This window comes from Streptococcus cristatus (assembly GCF_003943505.1).
GTDB classification, from domain to species: Bacteria; Bacillota; Bacilli; order Lactobacillales; family Streptococcaceae; genus Streptococcus; species Streptococcus cristatus_E.
This window is the reverse complement of the sequence record NZ_RJPS01000004.1, coordinates 124,785-146,658: the sequence shown is the minus strand read 5'-3', so window position 1 is coordinate 146,658 and position 21,874 is coordinate 124,785. Positions and strand designations below refer to the sequence as shown.

The window sequence follows — 21,874 nt, the reverse complement described above, 5'->3', positions numbered from 1 at the left end:
GTTGTTTTTCTTTATAATTTTATTGGACAGAGTAGTTTGGAGCTTCATTAGTGATTTGTACATCGTGAGGGTGACTTTCTTTCAAACCAGCACCACTCATCTCAATAAATTGAGCATTTTCATGAAGTTCTTGCAGATTAGCTGCACCGACATATCCCATACCAGAACGGATCCCGCCCAACATTTGGAAGACGATATCTGCAGCCGCTCCTTTATAAGCTACACGCCCTTCAATTCCTTCTGGAACTAGCTTATTAGCTTCATTGACAGAACCTTGGAAGTAGCGATCGCTGGAGCCTTTCTTCATAGCTGCGATAGAGCCCATTCCACGATAAGTTTTAAATTTACGTCCTTGGAAGATTTCAGTTTCACCTGGTGCTTCGTCTGTTCCAGCAAACATGGAGCCAAGCATAACTGCATTTCCACCTGCAGCAAGAGCCTTGACGATATCACCTGAATACTTGATTCCTCCATCAGCAATGATGGTTTTTCCATACTCACGCGCAACTGCAGCTGCATCGTAGATTGCTGTGACTTGTGGGACACCGACACCAGCAATGACACGAGTTGTACAGATAGAACCTGGTCCGATTCCGACCTTAACCACATCAACACCTGCTTCATAAAGAGCGCGTGCTCCTTCAGCAGTTGCAATATTTCCAGCAATCAAGGTGCGGTCTGGGAAGTGTGCACGAATTTCAGCAATTTTACGTAGAACGCCAGCTGAATGACCGTGTGCTGTATCAATAACAATGGCATCTGCTCCTGCTTCAAAGAGGGCCTCTGCACGTTCAAATGTATCTGAAGTGACACCTACCGCACCAGCAACTAGCAGACGACCAAATTCATCTTTTGCTGCATTTGGAAATTCAATCACTTTTTCAATATCTTTAATGGTGATGAGGCCAGAAAGGCGACCGTTTTCATCTACTAAAGGTAGTTTTTCAATCCGGTGTTCTTGCAGAATTCTTTCAGCTGTTGCCAGATCAGTTCCGACTGGAGCTGTAACAAGATTTTCACTGGTCATGTGGTTGGAAATTGGTTGATTATAATCTGAAATAAAGCGTAAATCACGGTTAGTCAAGATACCGACTAATTTACGATTTTCCATCGTTTCAACCACTGGCACACCACTGATGCGGTATCGACCCATCAATTCATCTGCTTCAGCAATCGTATGATTAGGAGTAAGGAAGAATGGATCGATAATGACACCATTTTCAGAACGTTTTACCTTACGAACCTCATCAGCTTGCTGTGCAATAGACATATTTTTGTGGATGACACCTAGACCGCCGGCACGGGCAATGGCAATCGCCATTTGACTTTCGGTAACTGTATCCATAGCCGCAGTAATAATTGGGATATTTAATTTTAAATTCTCAGCAAGTTTTGTACTTAAATCAGCATCGTTTGGCAACACGTGACTTTCAGCTGGAATAAGCAATACGTCATCAAAGGTAAAACCTTTTTTCAAAAATTTAGTGTCCCAGTTAGACATCCACAGTTTCCTCTTTTCTTATATATTGAGCAGGGCTCGTCTTTTTATTGTTAATATCATACCATTCTATAGGCATTTGTCAATGATTATTATGCAAAAATTAAAAACCATCTCTTTTTCAGGCAAAAGACGATGGTTTTTGATGTAATCTGCTATTATTGTTCGTTATTTAAAGTAATTAATTCCCATTGCATTTTTGACTTCTGACAGGGTTTGTCCAGCAACTTGTCGAGCACGATCACTGCCTTCTTTTAGCATGTCATAGACTTGGCCCATGTCTTTTGCAAATTCGAGACGACGCTCTCTGATTGGTCCTAATTCCCGCTCTAAAATATCCAGGAGATAGCGTTTAGTTTTGACATCACCCAGACCACCACGTTGGTAGTGTTCTTTCATAGCCGCAATTTCAGCAGCATCTTCTGGTCGACCAAAAACATCCAGATAATGGAATACCATATTACCTTCGATTTTTCCTGGATCTTCAACTTTGATGTGGTCGGGATCGGTGTACATACTCATGACCTTTTTCTTGAGTGTATCCATGTCATCCGCTAGATAAATCCCATTGTTTAATGATTTTGACATTTTAGCATTACCATCAAGCCCTGGTAAACGCCCAGCTGCTTCATTTTCTGGATAAATTCCTTCAGGCTCCACCAAAACCTCACAGCTATAGGCATGATTGAAAGAACGAACAATTTCACGTGTCTGCTCAATCATTGGTTTTTGATCATTTCCGACAGGTACATAATTTGCCTTAAAGGCTGTAATGTCAGCAGCTTGAGAGATAGGATAAACCAAAAATCCAGTCGGGATACTTTCTCCAAAACCTTTCTGAGTAATTTCTGTCTTGACAGTCGGATTGCGCTCTAAACGAGCTAAAGACACCAAATTCATGTAGTACATTGACAGCTCTGCCAATTCTGGAATTTGACTTTGGATGAAAATAGTTGCTTTTTTTGGATCAAGTCCAGCTGCTAGATAGTCTAAGGCTACATTGCCAATTGATTCTACAATTGTTTGTGGATCTTTTGCATGGTCTGTCAGAGCTTGTTGATCCGCCAGAAAAACAAACATCTCATACTTGTCTTGATTTTGTAAAAGGACACGGTTACGTAGACTTCCGACATAATGACCAATATGTAATTTTCCAGTCGGACGGTCTCCGGTTAAAATAATGGGTTTTGTCATTGCTTGCTCCTCAGTTAGTATTGCTCTCATTATATCATTTTCAAAGAAAATTCGGAAGAAGCTAGAAGAAAAAAGAAGAAACGCAGCTCAAAAAAACAACTAATTGACACTATGTTTACAGCATCTTTACAAAATTGACAGCATATTTATCTCTTAAAATAGTTTTTTATCCCATAATAATTTGAAAAAAGAAGAATTTTCTAGTAAAATGGAGGAGATCACATATATAGGAGAAAATCATTGCTTACAGTATCTGATGTGTCACTGCGTTTCAGTGATCGAAAATTATTTGATGAAGTAAATATTAAATTTACAGAAGGAAATACCTATGGTTTGATTGGAGCTAATGGTGCAGGTAAGTCTACCTTCTTGAAGATTTTAGCTGGGGATATCGAGCCAACGACAGGCCATATTTCTTTAGGGCCAGATGAGCGACTTTCTGTTTTGCGTCAAAATCACTTTGACTATGAGGATGAGCGAGCCATTGATGTTGTTATCATGGGAAACGAGCACCTTTACAGCATTATGAAAGAAAAAGATGCCATCTATATGAAGCCTGACTTTTCTGACGAGGATGGGGTTCGAGCGGCTGAGCTGGAAGGTGAATTTGCTGAGTTGGGTGGCTGGGAAGCTGAAAGCGAAGCTTCTCAATTGCTACAAAATCTCAATATTCCAGAAGAATTGCATTATCAAAATATGAGTGAATTGACGAACGGAGACAAGGTCAAGGTTCTTCTTGCCAAGGCTCTTTTTGGTAAACCTGATGTCTTGCTTCTAGACGAGCCGACCAATGGTTTGGATATCCAGTCTATTACTTGGTTGGAAGATTTCTTGATTGATTTTGAAAATACAGTTATTGTCGTATCCCACGACCGTCACTTCTTAAATAAAGTTTGTACGCATATGGCTGACCTTGATTTTGGTAAGATCAAACTTTATGTCGGAAACTATGATTTCTGGAAAGAATCAAGTGAATTGGCAGCTAAGTTGCTCGCTGACCGAAATGCTAAGGCGGAAGAAAAAATCAAGCAATTGCAAGAGTTTGTGGCTCGCTTCTCAGCCAATGCTTCTAAGTCTAAACAGGCAACCTCTCGTAAAAAGATGCTGGATAAGATCGAATTGGAAGAAATTGTTCCGTCAAGTCGGAAATATCCATTTATCAGCTTTAAAGCAGAACGTGAAATCGGGAACGATCTCTTGACAGTAGAAAATCTTTCTGTCAAGATTGATGGCGAGACTATTCTTGACAATATCAGCTTTATCCTGCGTCCTGGCGATAAGACAGCTTTGATTGGACAAAATGATATCCAGACAACTGCCTTGATTCGTGCCTTGATGGGAGATATCGACTATGAAGGAACTGTCAAGTGGGGCGTCACAACCAGTCGTTCTTATTTGCCAAAAGATAATTCTCGCGACTTTGCGGGCGGTGAATCTATTCTTGATTGGCTCCGTCAATTTGCGAGCAAGGAAGAGGATGATAATACCTTCCTTCGCGGTTTCTTGGGTCGGATGCTCTTCTCTGGCGATGAAGTTAACAAGTCTGTCAACGTCTTGTCAGGTGGAGAAAAAGTTCGGGTTATGCTGTCTAAACTGATGCTTCTTAAGTCAAATGTTTTGGTCTTGGACGATCCCACCAATCACTTGGATTTGGAATCTATTTCTAGTCTTAATGATGGTTTGAAGAACTTTAAAGAGTCGATCATTTTTGCCAGCCATGACCATGAGTTTATTCAAACCTTGGCCAACCATATCATCGTTCTCTCAAAAAATGGTGTGATTGACCGCATTGACGAAACTTATGATGAATTTTTGGAAAATCAAGAAGTTCAGGCAAAAGTCAAAGAACTTTGGAAAGATTAATAAGTTGTCAACATAAGTTGACAGAAGTTTACAGAGGCATGAAACAACGTTTCGGCCTCTTTCTCTATAAGAAACATGGAAAAAATCAGATATTTTTTTAAGAAAAATTGGCTTTATTTAGCTTCCTTCACCTTACCTTTTCTCATTATGTGTTTTGTTTATCTGAGTCAAGGTATTTACTGGGGAAGCGGTACCTCGCCGTTACTTGGAGACGGCTTCCATCAGTATGTCGTATTTGATACGACATTGAGGAATATCCTTCATGGAACGGATAGTCTTTTTTACACATTTTCAAGTGGATTAGGGCAAAATTTTTATGCTCTCTCCAGCTATTATCTAGGAAGTTTCCTTTCTCCCTTCCTCTATTTTTTCGATTTAAAATCAATGCCGGATGCAGTCTACTTGTTTACTCTTATCAAGTTTGGCTTGATTGGCTTGACAACTTGTATCAGTATTAAAGGGATATTTAAAAAAATTCCAGACACACTAATCTTGATTCTGTCAACTTCCTTTGCCTTGATGAGTTTCTCAGTCAGTCAACTAGAAATAAAAACTTGGTTAGATGTATTTATATTGGTGCCTCTTATCATCTTTGGTTTACACAAGTTGATGAATGGAGAAGGGAGAGTTTTATACTTTACAAGCTTGTCAATCCTCTTTATCCAGAATTATTATTTTGGTTACATGATGGCTCTGTTTTTAGTTCTTTGGTATCTTGTTCAGCTTTCTTGGGACTTTAAGGCCAGGATTCGGTCTTTTCCTGATTTTGCTATCGTGTCAATATTAGCAGGGCTTACTAGTCTAATTATGATTTTGCCGACTTATCTAGATCTGAGTTCACATGGTGAGACCTTGACAAAGGTTGAAGGCTTGTTTACTGAGAAAAGTTGGTATCTAGATATTTTTGCTAAAAATTTTATAGGAAGTTTTGATACAACTAAGTATGGCTCTATTCCTATGATTTATGTTGGTCTATTTCCTCTCATTTTAAGTATCTTATTTTTCACTATAAAAAGTATTAAGCTTCGTGTGAAACTGGCCTACATTTTCTTGATTGGCATTTTTACAGTGAGTTTTCGACTGCAGTATTTGGATTTACTCTGGCAGGGAATGCATGCGCCAAATATGTTTTTACATCGCTATTCTTGGCTTTTTTCTCTTCTTATCACTTTGATGGCTGCAGAAACGCTCAATCGTTTGGAGGAAGTTAAATGGTGGCAAGTATTCCTTAGCTTCCTGCTCATTTCTTTTGGTTTTCTAGCCACTTTATACTATAGTAAACGCTATGATTTTCTTGGTCCTGAAAATTACATTTTTACTTTAGAGTTTTTCTTTGCCTATCTCTTAATCAGCTTTGCTTTTATTCGTTGTCACGTTAGGCAGAGTATGTTTACACTATCTTTACTGTTTTTTGTGGTTTTTGAGCTCACCTTAAACTCTTATTATCAGGTCGATGGTATTGCTAAAGAATGGGTCTTTGCAAGTCGTTCTTCCTATTCGAAAAAGATGGATGAAATTGACAAACTTGTCAATTATAGTAAGAGGGAAAATAGAGATTTCTTTCGAACAGAGAGGCTTGATCCTCAGACTGGGAATGACAGTATGAAATTTAATTATAATGGAATTTCTCAATTTTCATCAGTCAGAAATACGCAAGCTAGCTCAACTTTAGATAAATTAGGATTTAAATCGGCAGGAACTAATCTCAATCTCCGCTATCAAAATAATACTATTTTGATGGATAGTATCTTTGCTGTAAGATATAACTTATCTGAAAGAGACCCACAGAAATTTGGTTTTTCTGCAGAGAAGACTGAGCGGTCAATGACACTGTATGAGAACAATTATACTTTGGGCTTGGCTTTCTTAACCAATGATGTTTACAAAGATGTCAAGTTTACAAATTTAACGCTTGACAATCAAACAGCCTTTTTAAATCAATTATCAGGTTTGAAGCATAAATATTATGAGCGGATTTCTATAGTTGGTAATGAGGAAGAAACTGAAGGGAAAGTAACTGCAAGCATTGAAAATGATGCTCAGTTAAGCTATGCTAGCATTACTTACACAATTGAGGTGCCTGCAGGTAGTCAAGTCTATGTCAACCTTGCAGATCTTGATTTTTCAAACGATAATCAAATGGATGTCAATATCACTGTAAATGGAATCACGAATCGTTACTCAACTCATAATGTTTTTCCATTTTTGAATATTGGTTATTTTAAGGAAGCACAGACGGTTTCTATCCAATTTTCTTTTCCAGAGAATCGGACTGTGTCTTTTAACCAGCCAGAATTTTTCTCTGTGGATGTGAATAAATATCAGCAGTTAATAAGTAAATTGAAAGAACAAGAAGTTTCTGTGACGACAAAATCCAATACGGTAACGGTTGATTATCAAGCGGATAGAAATAGTTCTCTCTTTTTCACCATTCCTTATGACAGAGGCTGGACGGCTAGTGTAGGTGGCAAGAAGGTACCGTTAAAACGTGCGCAGAATGGTTTTATGAAACTTGATGTGAGCAGAGGAGCAGGCAGAGTTACCCTATCATTTGTTCCAAGGGGATTAAAGGAAGGAACAGCAGCCTTCATTTTAGGTATAGTTTTATTTTTCTTCTACGATATAGTTCGATTTAAATGGAGCAAAAAACATAGAAATAGCTCGGGATAGCCTTTAAACTATCAAAAAAATTCAAAATACATGTCTGTTTTTACAAGTTCTTCAATAGTCTGTAATATAATTCATCAAAGTAATAAGGTTCTGTAATACTTTTGCTTTAGGATAGATATATCACAGAAAAGGAGAATTCTAAACATGAATTTGTATTTTAAAAATAGAATGATGAAAGCAGGCTTACTCAGTTTGATGGCAGGAGCTGCTGTTTTGCTTCCTATTGTAGTCAATGCAGAAAGTTATACTGTCAAGTCAGGTGATACCTTGTCAGCGATTGCTGCTTCTCATCAGATGACTGTTGACAAGATTGCGCAAAAAAACAAGATTAGCAATATCGACCTGATTAGTATTGGTCAGGTTTTAGAGCTGGATGATGATGTGTCTGAGCAGATGACTGTTGAAAAATCAGATAAGGCTGAAGAAACAGTGGTAAGTCCAAGTTCTGGCTTGAGTGCTGAGGAGGCAGAGGCTAAGGAGTGGATTGCTCAAAAAGAATCCAGCGGCAGTTATACAGCGCAAAATGGGCAATACTATGGTCGCTATCAGTTGACTATCACCTATCTAAATGGAGATTTATCATCAGAAAATCAAGAGAAGACAGCGGATGCTTATGTAGCAGGTCGCTATGGCTCATGGTCGGCTGCTAAAAATTTCTGGTTAGCAAATGGCTGGTATTAAGATTTTAGGAAAAATTATATTTACAGGGATTGGAGTTTATATTCTAGTCCCTTTTTGTAATTACGAGTAAATTCTTGGTTAGAGTACATGGTTTCTATATCAAGATATTTACAACAATGTAAACCAAATTGACAACTTTAAAAGCTTATCAGATTGAGCAAAGGTTATTCGTTGTTCTCCTTGCTAAATCATGCTATAATAGACCGTGCTCAAGCGACCTTCAATCGTTGAAAGCACAGCACGACCTTCAATCGTGAAATAACGAAAAGATGGGAGAACACAATGAGTGATAACTCTAAGACTCGTGTCGTCGTTGGTATGAGCGGAGGTGTCGATTCATCAGTAACTGCTTTACTCTTGAAAGAGCAAGGTTACGATGTAATTGGCATCTTCATGAAAAACTGGGACGATACAGATGAATTTGGTGTCTGCACAGCCACAGAAGACTACAAGGATGTAGCAGCTGTTGCAGATCAGATTGGCATTCCTTACTACTCTGTCAACTTCGAGAAAGAGTACTGGGATCGCGTTTTTGAATACTTCTTAGCGGAATACCGCGCTGGTAGGACTCCGAACCCAGATGTTATGTGTAACAAGGAAATCAAGTTTAAAGCCTTCCTTGACTATGCCTTGACACTGGGAGCGGATTACGTGGCAACGGGTCATTATGCTCAGGTAAAGAGAGACCAAGATGGTCTAGTTCACATGTTACGTGGCAAGGATAACAATAAGGATCAGACCTACTTCTTGAGCCAGCTATCACAGGAACAATTGCAAAAGACCATGTTTCCTCTGGGGCATTTAGAAAAGCCAGAAGTTCGAGCGATTGCTGAAAGAGCCGGCTTAGCCACTGCTAAGAAAAAAGACTCAACTGGTATTTGCTTCATTGGTGAGAAGAATTTTAAAGAGTTTCTGAGTCAATATTTACCAGCCCGGCCTGGTCGCATGATGACAATGGATGGCCGAGATATGGGACAGCACGCAGGACTCATGTATTATACCATTGGCCAGCGGGGTGGTCTTGGAATTGGTGGTCAGCAGGGCGGTGACAACGAACCTTGGTTTGTGGTCGGAAAAGATCTTAGCCAAAATATTCTTTATGTTGGTCAAGGATTCTATCATGACCATTTAATGTCAACCAGCCTTGACGCTAGTCAGGTTCATTTCACAAAAGAAATGCCAGAAGAATTTACTATGGAATGTACAGCTAAGTTTCGCTACCGGCAGCCAGATTCTAAGGTGACAGTTACTGTAAAGGGTGACAAGGCTGTTGTCAACTTTTATCAACCACAAAGGGCAGTTACTCCAGGTCAAGCAGTCGTTTTCTATGATGGAGATGAGTGCTTAGGTGGTGGCTTGATTGACAGAGCTTATAAGAATGGTCAAGTCTTGCAGTACATTTAAGTAGCTACAAGAGGAACGAGAATGTTTCAATTTTTTAAGAAAAAGACTGTTAAGAAGGAGGAACTTGAAACTCTTTCTGACTATAAGAAGCAGTATTTGCATGAGAAAACGACAGAATCTATAGAGGCATTATTTAAGGTATTAAAGCAATCTAAGGTTTGGGTTCCTTTCAATGCTTATCTAATGGATGAGAGTGAAGGCCAAGAGGGTGCTCGCCTAAAACCCGATATTCTGCAGAAGGGAGATGATTATTTCTATCCCTCTTTCTCAAACGAGCAAGAGATTCCAAAAGAATACTATGATCGCTTTTCTTGGTTGCAACTGCCTGTCACAGATTGATTGTTTGCAGTTGAAGGCAGAGGGAGATTTTCATTAAGAGGGATTGTTCTGGATGCATTCTCTGAATCTGTCGAGATTGATAAAGAAGCTTTTGAAGCGATTCGCCAATCTTAGTTGCTTTAGATTGACAATTTCGCTCAATTTGCTACAATAAGATAAGCAATACCTATGATGGTCAAAGCTCATGGATGTTGCAGGCTTTTTGTCCTGCACTTCTAGAGACTTGGCCTTTTTTGGTGAAAAAATGAAGGAAAAAGAGATGACACACAATTTTACTGAAAGTTATGATATTGTCGTGATTGGAGCAGGCCATGCTGGAGTTGAGGCATCGCTGGCTGCTAGCCGCATGGGATGTAAAGTTTTGCTAGCAACTATAAATATTGAGATGCTGGCTTTTATGCCTTGTAATCCATCTATCGGAGGGTCTGCTAAAGGCATTGTTGTCCGTGAGGTAGACGCTTTGGGCGGCGAGATGGCCAAGAATATTGACAAGAGCTATATCCAGATGAAAATGCTCAATACTGGCAAAGGACCTGCAGTTCGTGCCCTTAGAGCGCAAGCGGATAAAGAGCTTTACTCCAAAGAAATGCGGAAGACTGTTGAAAATCAAGAAAATTTGACTTTGCGACAAACCATGATTAATGAAATCTTGGTAGAAGATGGTAAAGTAGTTGGGGTTAAGACAGCGACCCATCAGGAGTATGCGGCTAAAGCCGTCATTGTTACGACTGGAACAGCCTTGCGGGGAGAAATTATCATTGGTGATCTCAAGTATTCATCTGGTCCTAATCACAGTTTAGCAGCCATTCCTTTAGCAGATAACCTGAGGGATCTAGGTTTTGAAATTGGCCGTTTTAAAACCGGAACGCCTCCACGTGTTAAGGCATCGTCGATCAATTATGATGTAACCGAGATTCAGCCAGGAGACGAAAAAGCCAATCATTTTTCATACACCTCTCGTGATGAGGACTATGTGAAAGATCAAGTGCCTTGCTGGTTGACTTATACCAATGCAGAAAGTCATGAAATTATCCAAAATAACCTGCACCGTGCTCCTATGTTTTCAGGTATCGTTAAAGGAGTAGGGCCACGTTATTGTCCGTCTATTGAGGATAAGATCGTCCGTTTTGCGGATAAGGAACGCCACCAGCTTTTCTTAGAGCCTGAGGGTCGTGATACGGAAGAAGTTTATGTGCAAGGGCTGTCAACCAGTCTGCCAGAAGATGTACAGAAGGATTTGGTTCACTCTATCAAGGGGCTAGAAAATGCTGAGATGATGCGGACAGGTTATGCCATTGAGTACGATATGATTATGCCTCACCAGTTGCGGGCAACCTTAGAAACCAAGAAAATTTCAGGACTCTTTACAGCAGGCCAAACCAATGGAACTTCTGGTTATGAAGAAGCTGCAGGACAAGGGATTATCGCTGGGATTAATGCGGCCTTGAAGATCCAAGGGAAGCCAGAGTTGATCTTGAAGCGTAGTGATGGTTACATTGGAGTCATGATTGATGATTTGGTGACCAAGGGGACTGTAGAACCTTATCGCCTCTTGACTAGTCGAGCGGAATATCGTTTGATTCTCCGCCATGACAATGCTGATATGCGTTTGACAGAGATTGGCCGAGAAATTGGTTTGGTAGATGATGAGCGCTGGGCTCGTTTCGAGATTAAAAAGAATCAATTTGACAACGAGATGAAGCGATTGGAATCCATCAAGTTGAAACCCGTCAAGGAAACCAATGCTAAGATAGAAGCGCTTGGCTTTAAAGCTCTGACAGATGCAGTGACAGCCAAAGAATTTATGCGGCGACCGGAAGTGTCTTATCAAGATGTGGTTCAATTCATTGGTCCAGCGGCAGAAGAGTTGGATCAAAAGATTATCGAGCTAATTGAGACAGAGATTAAGTACGAAGGCTATATTTCTAAAGCTCTTGATCAGGTTGAGAAGATGAAACGCATGGAAGAAAAGCGGATTCCAGCAAATATTGACTGGGATGATATTGACTCCATTGCGACAGAAGCGCGGCAGAAGTTTAAGAAAATCAATCCAGAAACGATTGGTCAGGCAAGCCGTATTTCGGGTGTCAATCCAGCAGATATTTCTATTTTGATGGTTTACTTAGAAGGCAAGTCTAGAAGCATTTCTAAAAATAAAGCAAGATGATAAGCAATCGACGCACTGTCTTAATAGAGGGTGCGTTTTTTATATGGTTTACAATATTGTAAACGAAAGTTGATAAAAGAAACTCTTGATATAAAACATGGTTTACAAAAGTTGTCAACTATTGAAACTTTTATGTTTACAAAATTTACAGGATTTGAAAACGATTTACAAGTTCTTATCTGAAAAGAATCCGAGCGACTTGACTCTGTCTTGCTTTATAAGTGTCCAAGGACAGTGAAAACTCGCTTTTTTTAAGAAAATATGGTAAAATGGCGCAATAAGAGGTTTTTTAATGAAAAGAATTCGTTTTTCCCCGAGCTACTTTGCGATAGTGGGGTTTACTTCCTTTATCATATTAGCTATTTGTCTACGCCTTTTTGGTGATAGTTTGCCTATGCTGGTGTCTCTTTTCATAGTGCTGGTGCTCTTGGTTGGGCTATTTATTCAGCAGCAAAGAGTGACTGAATTGGACGAGCTTGAGCAGATTCGCTATGTCAATCATCAAGCAGAGGGAAGTTTAGCTTCTTTGTTGGATAAGATGCCAGTTGGTGTGATTAAAATCAATGAAAATAGTGGAGATGTAGACTGGTTCAATCCTTATGCTGAATTGATTTTTACAACGGATGATGGGGAGCTAAATAGTGATCTCCTGCAGGAAATTATCCAGCTTGCTGCTTCGAAATCGGGTAGCTATGCAACAGTAGGAGATAACCAGTATTCTGTTTACTTTGATTCAACTTCTAGTGTCCTGTACTTTTTTGATGCATCAAGTGAGTATGAAGCAACAGTTGGGCTCGTTACGACGCGACCAGTTATCGGGGTTGTCTCAGTTGATAATTATGATGATTTGGAAGATGCTGTATCAGATTCAGATATTAGTCATATCAATAGTTTTGTAGCTAACTTTGTAGCAGAGTTTTCTGAGCAATTTCATATGTTCTACCGTCGGGTGGGGATGGATCGTTATTATCTTTTCACGGATTATACGGTTTTGGAACAACTGATGGATAGTAAATTTTCGATCATTGATCAATTTCGGACAGAAGCCAAGAGTCGAAAACTTCCCCTGACGCTTAGTATGGGCTTTTCTTACGGGGATGGTAAGCATGATGAAATTGGTAAGATTGCCCTCCTTAATCTTAACCTAGCTGAGGTCCGGGGTGGTGACCAAGCGGTTGTCAAAGAGAATGATGAGACCAAGAATCCAGTTTACTTTGGTGGTGGAACGGCTGCATCTGTCAAACGTACACGTACGCGTACGAGGGCTATGATGGCAGCTATTTCAGATAAAATCAAGAGTGTAGATCAGGTTTTTGTGGTTGGTCATCGCAATCTTGATTTGGATGCCTTAGGCTCCGCAGTGGGTATGCAGCTTTTTGCTAGCAATATCATTGAGAAAGCCTATGTTGTGTATGATGACCAACAGATGGGCTCAGACATCTATCGCTCCATTCAAAAATTGACGTCGGAAGGCGCTGATTATCTTTTGTCGATTTCGGAAGCCATGAACCGAGTGACCAGTCGTTCGCTCTTGATAATGGTGGATCACTCGAAGCTGGCCTTAACGCTTTCAAGGGAATTATTTGACCGATTTAGTCAGACGATTGTGGTGGATCATCACCGCCGTGATGAGGATTTCCCTGAAAATGCAGTTATCGCCTATATCGAAAGTGGGGCCAGCAGTGCCAGCGAATTGGTAACGGAGCTGATTCAGTTTCAAAATTCCAAGAAGAATCGCCTGAATAAAATTCAAGCCAGCCTGCTTATGGCTGGGATTATGCTGGATACCAAGAAATTCACTTCCAGAGTGACCAGTCGAACCTTTGATGTAGCCAGTTATTTGCGTGCTCGGGGCAGTGATAGTGTCGTCATTCAGGATATTTCTTCGACGAATTTTGAAGAGTATCGAGCAGTCAATGAGCTGATTTTGACTGGTAAGAAGCTTTTACCAAATGTGATTGTAGCAGCAGGTCCTGAAAATGTCGGCTATGATACAGTTGTCATTAGTAAGGCGGCTGACACCATGCTTGCCATGTCGGGCATTGAAGCAACATTTGTAGTCAGCAAGAATACCGAAGGTTACGTATCCATTTCAGCTCGTAGTCGCAGCAAGATCAATGTTCAGCGGATTATGGAGAAAATGGGTGGTGGCGGCCACTTTAATCTAGCAGCAGCGCAAGTCAGTGATCAAACGGTTGCTGAAGTCACTCAACGTCTAAATCAAGAGATTATGGATCAAGTGATGGATAATGAAGAATCACTAGAAAAGGAGAAATAAAATGAAAGTTATTTTTTTAGCAGATGTAAAGGGAAAAGGGAAAAAAGGGGAAATCAAGGAAGTACCTACTGGCTATGCTCAAAATTTCCTGATTAAGAAAAATCTGGCTAAGGAAGCCAATGCACAAGCTATCGGTGAGCTGAGAGGAAAGCAAAAATCTCAAGAAAAAGCCCACGCAGAAATGGTGGCAGAGGCTCAAGCTATCAAAGCTAAGTTGGAAGAAGAAGCAACAGTTGTTGCTTTTACAGAGAAAGTAGGACCAGACGGACGGACTTTCGGTTCGATTACTAACAAAAAAATTGCTGATGAACTACAAAAGCAATTTGGTCTAAAAATTGACAAACGGAATATCAAGGTTGATTCTCCCATTCGTTCGATTGGTTTGATTGATGTTCCTGTAAAGATTTACCAAGATGTGACAGGTGTGATTCGCCTGCGGGTTACGGAAGGGTAAAAAGAATTAAAGGAAGGATTCACCTATGGCAGAGATTGATGAGTTGCGAGCTCAGCCTCAAGATATTTTAGCAGAACAGTCTGTACTAGGGGCCATTTTCATCGATGAGAGCAAACTGGTCTTTGTCCGTGAATATATTGAGCCTGGGGATTTCTTTAAATATGCCCATCGTCTGATTTTTAAGGCCATGATTGACTTGGCGGATCGTGGGGATGCTATTGATGCGACCACCGTTCGCAATATTTTGGATAGCCAAGGAGACTTGCAGAATATTGGTGGCTTGAGCTATCTGGTGGAGGTCGTTAATTCTGTGCCGACTTCTGCCAATGCAGAGTACTATGCCAAGATCGTCTCTGAAAAAGCAATCTTGCGCCGGCTGATTTCGCGCTTGACAGAATCCATAAACCAAGCCTATGATGGGGAAAGACCATCCGAGGAAATCATTGCAGGAGCAGAAAAGGCTCTGATTGATGTCAGTGAAACGGCCAGCCGCAGTGGGTTTAAAAATATTCAAGATATTCTAAATCTTAATTTTGCTAATCTAGAAGCCCGTTCTCAGCAAACTACTGATATTACGGGGATTGCGACGGGTTATCGTGAGCTGGATAAGATGACGACGGGCTTGCACGAAGAAGAGTTAATCATCCTAGCTGCTCGTCCTGCGGTCGGAAAGACGGCCTTCGCCCTCAATATCGCTCAGAATATCGGGACTAAGCTTGATAAGACAGTGGCTATCTTCTCCCTAGAAATGGGGGCAGAGAGTCTGGTAGACCGGATGCTGGCTTCAGAAGGAGTGATTAATTCTCATTCTATCCGTACGGGGCAATTGACAGATGAAGAATGGCAAAAATATACCATTGCGACGGCAAATCTGGCCAATGCGAGTATCTATATTGATGACACGCCAGGGATTCGGATTACAGAGATTCGTTCGCGGGCTCGTAAGTTGTCTCAGGAGACAGGGAATCTTGGCCTGATTTTGATTGACTACTTGCAGTTGATTACAGGAACGGGTCGTGAAAACCGTCAGCAGGAAGTTTCGGAAATTTCCCGCCAGCTTAAGATTTTAGCGAAGGAGCTCAAGGTGCCGGTTATTGCTCTGAGTCAGCTCTCGCGTGGCGTGGAGCAGCGGCAGGATAAGCGCCCAGTACTATCAGATATTCGGGAGTCTGGGTCTATCGAGCAGGACGCGGATATCGTAGCCTTTCTTTACCGGGATGACTATTATGAGCGGGCTGGTGAGGAAGAGGAGGGCATTCCGAACAATAAGGTTGAAGTCATTATTGAGAAAAACCGGAGCGGAGCGCGTGGTACGGTTGAGCTAATTTTCCAAAAAGAATATAATAAATTTTCAAGTATTTCTAAAAGAGAGGATGTATAGTATGAGTGATGCATTTACAGATGTAGCAAAAATGAAGAAAATCAAGGAGGACATCAAGGCTCACGAGGGGCANATGGTAGAGATGACCTTNGAAAATGGCCGTAAGCGCCAAAAGAGNAAACAAGGTCGCTTGATTGAAGTTTATCCTTCTCTATTTATCGTTGAGTATGAAAATGAAGGAGGCCAACCAGGTGAAATTGCTAACACCTATGTGGAGTCCTATACTTACTCAGATATTTTGACAGAGAAAAATTTAATTCGCTATTTTGACTAAGAATAATAGGTGATTCCAGAACTTTGTATTGTTTCCTAGAGTTGGGCAAAACCCAACTTTGAGGAACAGTTCATTTCTGGGATTTTTCTTAACCTAAACATGCTATATTAGGGATAGTCAAGATAGGTTGGAATGGCAGATTTGCAGTGGCATGAGCTAGAATTTACGAAAGCTTCTATAAAAGGGAAAGAGCTGGTGAAGGAAATGATAAAAAACTTGGTTTTTGACTTAGGAAATGTCTTGATTGAATGGAATTCTGAGAAAATCTTGACCTCTTTTGAACCTGAGAAAGAGCGGCGACAGTTTCTTAGACAGGTCATTTTTGAGTCGGGTGTCTGGCATCAAACAGACAAGGGAGAGCTAAGCTTGAAAGAAGCTTGTGACGAAGTGCTAGCTCAGCTGGAAGATTCGTATCATTCTGCTGTTCAGAATATCTTATACAATTGGTATGAGGTTGTGGAGGTTTACAGTGGTTTACAGGAGCAGATTGGCTTATGGGCTGATCAAGGCTATCGCATTTACATCCTGTCAACTACTTGCGAGATTTTTTATCATATTGAAAAAGCTGGTTTGCTACCCATCTATCCACTACTGTCGGGCTATATTCTTTCCTCAGAAGTCGGGGTTGTCAAGCCAGAGCCAGAGATTTATCAAAAACTGCTGAAAAAGTACGAGATTGATCCGACAGAATCCGTTTTCATTGACGATATTCAGGCTAACTTGGATACGGCAGCTGAACTGGGTTTTGAAACCATCTTATCCATAAGTGAGTCAGAGAATATCAGGGCTATGGAGGCTTTGTTGGCTGCGAAAGGAGAGTTTGTCTGATTGATGATCGTTTGATTCACTTGTAGTTGAAAAGTAGTGAGTCCAAGCTCCAATCTTGACATTTGCTGATGATTGCGTTATCATAATCCTATATATGGGAGTCTGTGTACAGTCTGAGAGGAAGTGTAAGCTTCGACCGCATCTGATCTGGGTAATGCCAGCGTAGGGAATTGTATTTGTAAAGACCTTGTGGTTTTGCTAAAATGGGGATTATTCACCAATCTTTAGTTTACTAATGCGTGCAACACCTTTTCCATATTGGAGAAGGTGTTTTTGTATGGAAAGCAAGGTGTTTATAAAGGGAGCTCGCTGTCTTTTTGTTTAAAAACCAAGTTATTTTCTTGTGAATTTTAATCCTATCTGCATACATTATTCTCAGATGAAGCATGAAAGTAAGGAGGTGAAGAGATGAAAGCCAGTATCGCTTTACAAATTCTTCCTTTGTCACATGATGTGAATCGTTTGGCAGTCATAGAGGAAGTGATTGAGTTTTTGCAAAAACAGCCAGTGAGGATGGTCGTGACGCCTTTTGAGACCGTTTTAGAAGGGGAATGGGAGACTTTATTTCCTATTCTGCAGCAGGCGATTGAACTTGCAGGCACTCAGGCAGACAATGTTTTTGCGAATGTGAAAATAAACTATGGAAAGATTTTAAGTATTGATGAAAAACTTGAAAAATATCCTGCGGCAGCAGATTAGCCTTTTGGGTATGCTGGTAATTCTTGTCATCTGGCAGGTCATGGGCTGGCTCAAGCTCTTGCCCAAGTTTATCCTGCCGACGCCTCTGGAGATCGGTCAGGCCTTTATCAGAGATGCGGGCTTTCTAGCAAGTCATAGCTGGGCCACCTTAAAAGTAGCCTTGCTGGGTTTAGTCTTGGGTGTCATCTTGGCCTGTATACTAGCTGTGCTCATGGACAGCATGAGCTGGCTCAATGATCTGATCTATCCCATGATGGTCGTGGTGCAGACGATTCCGACCATTGCTTTGGCGCCAATTCTGGTTCTCTGGCTGGGGTATGGGATTTTGCCTAAGATTGTGCTCATTACTCTGACGACGACTTTTCCGATTATCGTCAGTATTCTGGATGGTTTTCGGCATTGTGATCGGGATACTCTGACGCTATTTGAGCTTATGCAGGCCAATCGCTGGCAGATTCTCTGGCATTTTAAGATTCCAGCTAGTCTGCCCTATTTCTATGCGGGCTTGCGTGTTAGTGTTTCCTATGCCTTTATCACGACTGTGGTTTCCGAATGGTTGGGCGGTTTTGAAGGCTTGGGTGTTTATATGATTCAGTCCAAGAAACTTTTCCAGTACGATACCATGTTTGCCATTATCATATTGGTTTCGGTTATCAGTCTTCTGGGGATGAAGCTGGTGGCTGTCAGTGAAAAATATGTTATTAAATGGAAATAGGAGCTCAGCTCTGCTATTTCCAAAAAAGAAAAGAGGATTATAATGAAAAAAACTTATAAAATATTGCTGGCAGGCTTGGCTGCCGTTTCTATCTTTGGCCTAGCGGCTTGCAGCAAGTCAGGCTCAGAGTCTGCTAGTAAGGACAAAAAGATTGATTTTATCCTAGATTGGTCACCAAACACCAACCATACCGGCCTTTATGTGGCTCAGGAAAAGGGCTACTTCAAGGAAGCAGGTATGGATGTGGATATCAAGTTGCCGCCTGAAGATAGCAGTTCGGATTTGATTATCAACGGCAAGGCACCTTTTGGTATTTACTTCCAGGACTCTATGGCTAAAAAACTGGATAAGGGCGCAGAAATCACAGCTGTCGCGGCTATTGTAGAGCATAATACTTCGGGCATTATTTCCAAAAAATCTGCTGGGATTACAAGCCCTAAGGATCTGGCTGGCAAGAAATACGGTACTTGGAATGATCCAGTGGAGCTAGGCATGCTCAAAACTTTGGTCGAAAGCCAAGGCGGTCAGTTTGATGCGGTAGAAAAAGTTCCCAACAACGATTCCAACTCTATTACGCCGATTGAAAATGGCTTGTTTGATGCGGCCTGGATTTATCATGGCTGGGACGGCATCATGGCTCAGACTCAGGACATGGATACTAATTTCTTTTACATGAAGGACTATGTAAAGGAGTTTGACTATTATTCTCCAGTCATCATTGCCAATAATGACTATCTGGAGAAGAATCCAGACGAGGCGAAAAAGGTCCTGCAGGCCATCAAGAAGGGTTATCAATATGCCATGGAGCACCCTGAAGAAGCAGCGGATATTTTAATCAAGCATGCGCCAGAGCTGAAAAGCAAGCGTGACTTTGTCTTGGCTTCCCAAAAATATCTGTCTGAGCAATATGCATCGGATAAGGACAAGTGGGGTCAGTTTGAGGCTAGCCGTTGGAATGCCTTTTACAAATGGGCCAAGAACAATGGCATCGTGAACAATGATTTGACTGACAAGGGATTCAGCAACGATTATATAAAATAATGACAGAAATTAAACTTGAAAATGTAAGCTATGCTTATGATGAGCAGCAGATTTTGAAAGATATCAGCCTAGAGGTAGAATCTGGCCAGATCGTAGCGATTTTGGGTCCTAGTGGAGTCGGGAAAACGACCCTCTTTAATCTGATTGCTGGGATTTTGGAGGTCCAGTCGGGCAGGATTGTCCTAGACGGGCAGGAAAATCCTAAGGGGCGGGTGAGCTATATGCTGCAGAAGGACTTGCTGCTGGGGCACAAGACAGTGCTGGGCAACGTCATCTTGCCCCTCCTCATCCGAAAAGTATCCAAAAAGGCAGCGACGGAGCAGGCGACCCAGATTTTGAAGGAGTTCGGGCTCTTTGATGTGGCAGACAAGTATCCACATGAGCTGAGCGGGGGAATGCGGCAGCGCGTGGCCCTGCTAAGGACCTATATGTTCGGGCACAAGCTATTTCTTCTGGACGAGGCCTTTAGTGCCTTGGATGAGCTGACCAAGATGGATCTGCACGCGTGGTATCTGGACATTCATCATAGGCTGGGTCTGACGACTCTTCTCATTACTCATAGCATCGAGGAAGCTCTGGCTCTCAGCGACCGTATCTATATCCTGAAAAATCGGCCTGGACAAATCATAGCTAATCTCCAGCTGACTTGGTCAGACAGTGAGGATAAGGAACTACAAAAGCTGCGATACAAGCAGGAGATTTTGAAGCTTTTGGGGCTATAAGTTGCCTTGTTTTCTAAAAATGACTTTAGAGAGTGGGACAGAAATCGGTAATTCGTTAGAATTCGATTTCGTCGTCCCACCTCCGCATAGTTGAGTAGGGCTGTAAAAGCTGATGAAATCAGCGTAATAGAGCCCACTCAACCACTGCGTCTTGCTCGACAATCCAAAGACAATTGAGAGGCTAGGACTTTTGTCCCAGACTCTTTTTGTTTATTCCCCTTTACTTTTGACTTTATTCATGGTACAATAGCCTTTGTGTGAAATAGCAGCAGGAAAGCATGAAGCTCGTCAACAGGTGTCTTATAACAAAGTAACCTTGGCTGTTTAGGCGAAGGGCATCTGCACGAATCAGGGCTTTCTAAGTGACTATTTCCACCGAAATATTATTTATATCAGGAGGACATACATATGTCACGTTATACAGGACCATCTTGGAAACAAGCTCGTCGCCTTGGCCTTTCACTTACAGGTACAGGTAAAGAATTGGCACGTCGTAACTACGTACCAGGACAACACGGACCAAACAACCGTTCTAAATTGTCAGAATACGGTTTGCAATTGGCTGAAAAACAAAAACTTCGTTTCACTTACGGTGTAGGTGAAAAACAATTCCGTAACTTGTTCGTACAAGCTACAAAAATCAAAGGCGGAATCCTTGGTTTCAACTTCATGCTTCTTTTGGAACGTCGTTTGGATAACGTAGTTTACCGTCTTGGTCTTGCGACTACTCGTCGTCAAGCTCGTCAATTCGTAAACCACGGTCACATCCTTGTTGACGGAAAACGCGTTGATATCCCATCATACCGCGTAACTCCAGGTCAAGTGATCTCAGTTCGTGAAAAATCATTGAAAGTTCCAGCAATCCTTGAAGCAGTAGAAGCTACTCTTGGACGTCCAGCATTCGTATCATTCGACGCTGAAAAATTGGAAGGTTCATTGACTCGCTTGCCAGAACGCGATGAAATCAACCCAGAAATCAACGAAGCACTTGTCGTTGAATTCTACAACAAAATGCTTTAATTTCTATTGGAAATTTATTCAGAAGCCGTTTTCGGCTTCTTTTTTATTCGATTAACAAAAAGAGACTGGGACAAAATTTCCCAGTCTTTATTAGTTGTTGAGTTTTATAGCATCTTTAAAAGAAGATTAGCCATTTGTTCAGGGCTTTCCTTACTGCCTCGGGCGATCCACATCTGGTAGACGCCAAAGAAAGCATTAACGAGGTAGACGATGCCGTATTCCTTTTCGATTTGATTGAAAGCTTTGTGTCGAAACCGTTCTTGTAGGATTTGGGAAAGTAAGGATTGGAGCTTATGGCGCAGGAAATTTTGGATTTCTCTAGTACCGTTTTCCGTCAAGAGGGCAGCCAGAAGAGGCTCTTGGGTCAAGAACTGAAAGACCTCTGTGATAGCGACTGCAACATCTTCACGATTGTGCTCAAAGATGTATTCTAGTTGATGAAAGAGCCCTTGCTGATAGCGCTCAATCATATCATATTTATCCTTGTAGTGGGTATAAAAGCTACTGCGACTGATACCGGCAGCTCGCGCCAATTCGACTGTTGTAATGTGGTCAAAAGACTCCTGATGCAATAAGTCAACCATAGCTTTCTCAATGATGGCCTTGGTTTTTTTACGTTTATTACTTTCTGTCATTTTAATCCTTC

General features: G+C 41.3%; 19 protein-coding genes. 16 read left to right on the top strand and 3 right to left on the bottom strand.

Going from position 1 to position 21,874, the window contains the following annotated elements; all coding sequences use genetic code 11:
* Positions 1-19: 19 nt before the first annotated feature.
* Together guaB and trpS are read right to left on the bottom strand one after the other, a co-directional pair.
* Positions 20-1,501 (bottom strand): IMP dehydrogenase, encoded by a 1,482-nt coding sequence (gene guaB / locus D8792_RS05190; protein ID WP_125373177.1) that lies wholly within the window; start codon positions 1,499-1,501, stop codon positions 20-22.
* Positions 1,502-1,666: 165 nt separating this feature from the next.
* Positions 1,667-2,692 carry a tryptophan--tRNA ligase gene (gene trpS / locus D8792_RS05185; protein WP_125373176.1) on the bottom strand — a complete coding sequence of 342 codons (1,026 nt, stop codon included), beginning with the start codon at positions 2,690-2,692 and terminating at the stop codon, positions 1,667-1,669.
* A 240-nt stretch (positions 2,693-2,932) separates the two neighbouring features.
* Here trpS and D8792_RS05180 point away from each other — a divergent pair, with 240 nt between their 5' ends.
* The 16 genes from D8792_RS05180 to rpsD all read left to right on the top strand — a co-directional run bounded on the left by D8792_RS05180 (position 2,933) and on the right by rpsD (position 21,228).
* Positions 2,933-4,555: an ATP-binding cassette domain-containing protein gene (locus D8792_RS05180; protein ID WP_125373175.1), complete on the top strand. Its 1,623-nt coding sequence runs from the start codon at positions 2,933-2,935 to the stop codon at positions 4,553-4,555.
* Positions 4,556-4,630: 75 nt separating this feature from the next.
* Complete coding sequence (locus D8792_RS05175; RefSeq protein WP_125373174.1) at positions 4,631-7,225, top strand: YfhO family protein; 2,595 nt, start codon at positions 4,631-4,633, stop codon at positions 7,223-7,225.
* A gap of 144 nt (positions 7,226-7,369) precedes the next feature.
* Positions 7,370-7,906: an aggregation-promoting factor gene (gene apf, locus D8792_RS05170; RefSeq protein WP_125373173.1), complete on the top strand. Its 537-nt coding sequence runs from the start codon at positions 7,370-7,372 to the stop codon at positions 7,904-7,906.
* A 258-nt stretch (positions 7,907-8,164) separates the two neighbouring features.
* Entirely contained in the window at positions 8,165-9,310 is a 1,146-nt protein-coding gene (gene mnmA / locus D8792_RS05165; RefSeq protein ID WP_260470228.1) for a tRNA 2-thiouridine(34) synthase MnmA, read from the top strand.
* 21 nt (positions 9,311-9,331) lie between these two features.
* A complete protein-coding gene (locus D8792_RS05160; RefSeq protein ID WP_260470227.1) occupies positions 9,332-9,649 on the top strand; it encodes an SseB family protein in 318 nt (105 codons plus the stop codon).
* 259 nt (positions 9,650-9,908) lie between these two features.
* Entirely contained in the window at positions 9,909-11,816 is a 1,908-nt protein-coding gene (gene mnmG, locus D8792_RS05155; RefSeq protein WP_125373171.1) for a tRNA uridine-5-carboxymethylaminomethyl(34) synthesis enzyme MnmG, read from the top strand.
* A 292-nt stretch (positions 11,817-12,108) separates the two neighbouring features.
* Positions 12,109-14,094 (top strand): DHH family phosphoesterase, encoded by a 1,986-nt coding sequence (locus D8792_RS05150; protein WP_185758403.1) that lies wholly within the window; start codon positions 12,109-12,111, stop codon positions 14,092-14,094.
* Between the two features lies 1 nt (position 14,095).
* On the top strand, positions 14,096-14,548 hold the full coding sequence (rplI, locus tag D8792_RS05145) for a 50S ribosomal protein L9 (protein ID WP_125373170.1): 453 nt from the start codon (positions 14,096-14,098) through the stop codon (positions 14,546-14,548).
* A 25-nt stretch (positions 14,549-14,573) separates the two neighbouring features.
* On the top strand, positions 14,574-15,929 hold the full coding sequence (gene dnaB, locus D8792_RS05140; protein WP_005592121.1) for a replicative DNA helicase: 1,356 nt from the start codon (positions 14,574-14,576) through the stop codon (positions 15,927-15,929).
* Between the two features lies 1 nt (position 15,930).
* Positions 15,931-16,203 carry a Veg family protein gene (locus D8792_RS05135; protein ID WP_125373169.1) on the top strand — a complete coding sequence of 91 codons (273 nt, stop codon included), beginning with the start codon at positions 15,931-15,933 and terminating at the stop codon, positions 16,201-16,203.
* 204 nt (positions 16,204-16,407) lie between these two features.
* A complete protein-coding gene (locus D8792_RS05130) occupies positions 16,408-17,031 on the top strand; it encodes an HAD family hydrolase (RefSeq protein ID WP_185758405.1) in 624 nt (207 codons plus the stop codon).
* Between the two features lie 408 nt (positions 17,032-17,439).
* On the top strand, positions 17,440-17,730 hold the full coding sequence (locus D8792_RS05125) for a thiamine-binding protein (protein ID WP_125373168.1): 291 nt from the start codon (positions 17,440-17,442) through the stop codon (positions 17,728-17,730).
* Complete coding sequence (locus D8792_RS05120) at positions 17,693-18,445, top strand: ABC transporter permease (RefSeq protein ID WP_125373167.1); 753 nt, start codon at positions 17,693-17,695, stop codon at positions 18,443-18,445. Before D8792_RS05125 ends, D8792_RS05120 begins: the two co-directional genes overlap by 38 nt.
* A gap of 42 nt (positions 18,446-18,487) precedes the next feature.
* On the top strand, positions 18,488-19,486 hold the full coding sequence (locus tag D8792_RS05115; protein ID WP_185758402.1) for an ABC transporter substrate-binding protein: 999 nt from the start codon (positions 18,488-18,490) through the stop codon (positions 19,484-19,486).
* Positions 19,486-20,208 carry an ABC transporter ATP-binding protein gene (locus D8792_RS05110; protein WP_125373165.1) on the top strand — a complete coding sequence of 241 codons (723 nt, stop codon included), beginning with the start codon at positions 19,486-19,488 and terminating at the stop codon, positions 20,206-20,208. The genes D8792_RS05115 and D8792_RS05110 overlap by 1 nt, the downstream gene beginning before the upstream one ends.
* 408 nt (positions 20,209-20,616) lie before the next feature.
* Entirely contained in the window at positions 20,617-21,228 is a 612-nt protein-coding gene (rpsD, locus tag D8792_RS05100) for a 30S ribosomal protein S4 (RefSeq protein WP_000092756.1), read from the top strand.
* A 104-nt stretch (positions 21,229-21,332) separates the two neighbouring features.
* Here rpsD and D8792_RS05095 read toward each other — a convergent pair whose 3' ends face one another.
* Positions 21,333-21,863 carry a TetR/AcrR family transcriptional regulator gene (locus tag D8792_RS05095; RefSeq protein ID WP_125373164.1) on the bottom strand — a complete coding sequence of 177 codons (531 nt, stop codon included), beginning with the start codon at positions 21,861-21,863 and terminating at the stop codon, positions 21,333-21,335.
* Between the last annotated feature and the right edge of the window lie 11 nt (positions 21,864-21,874).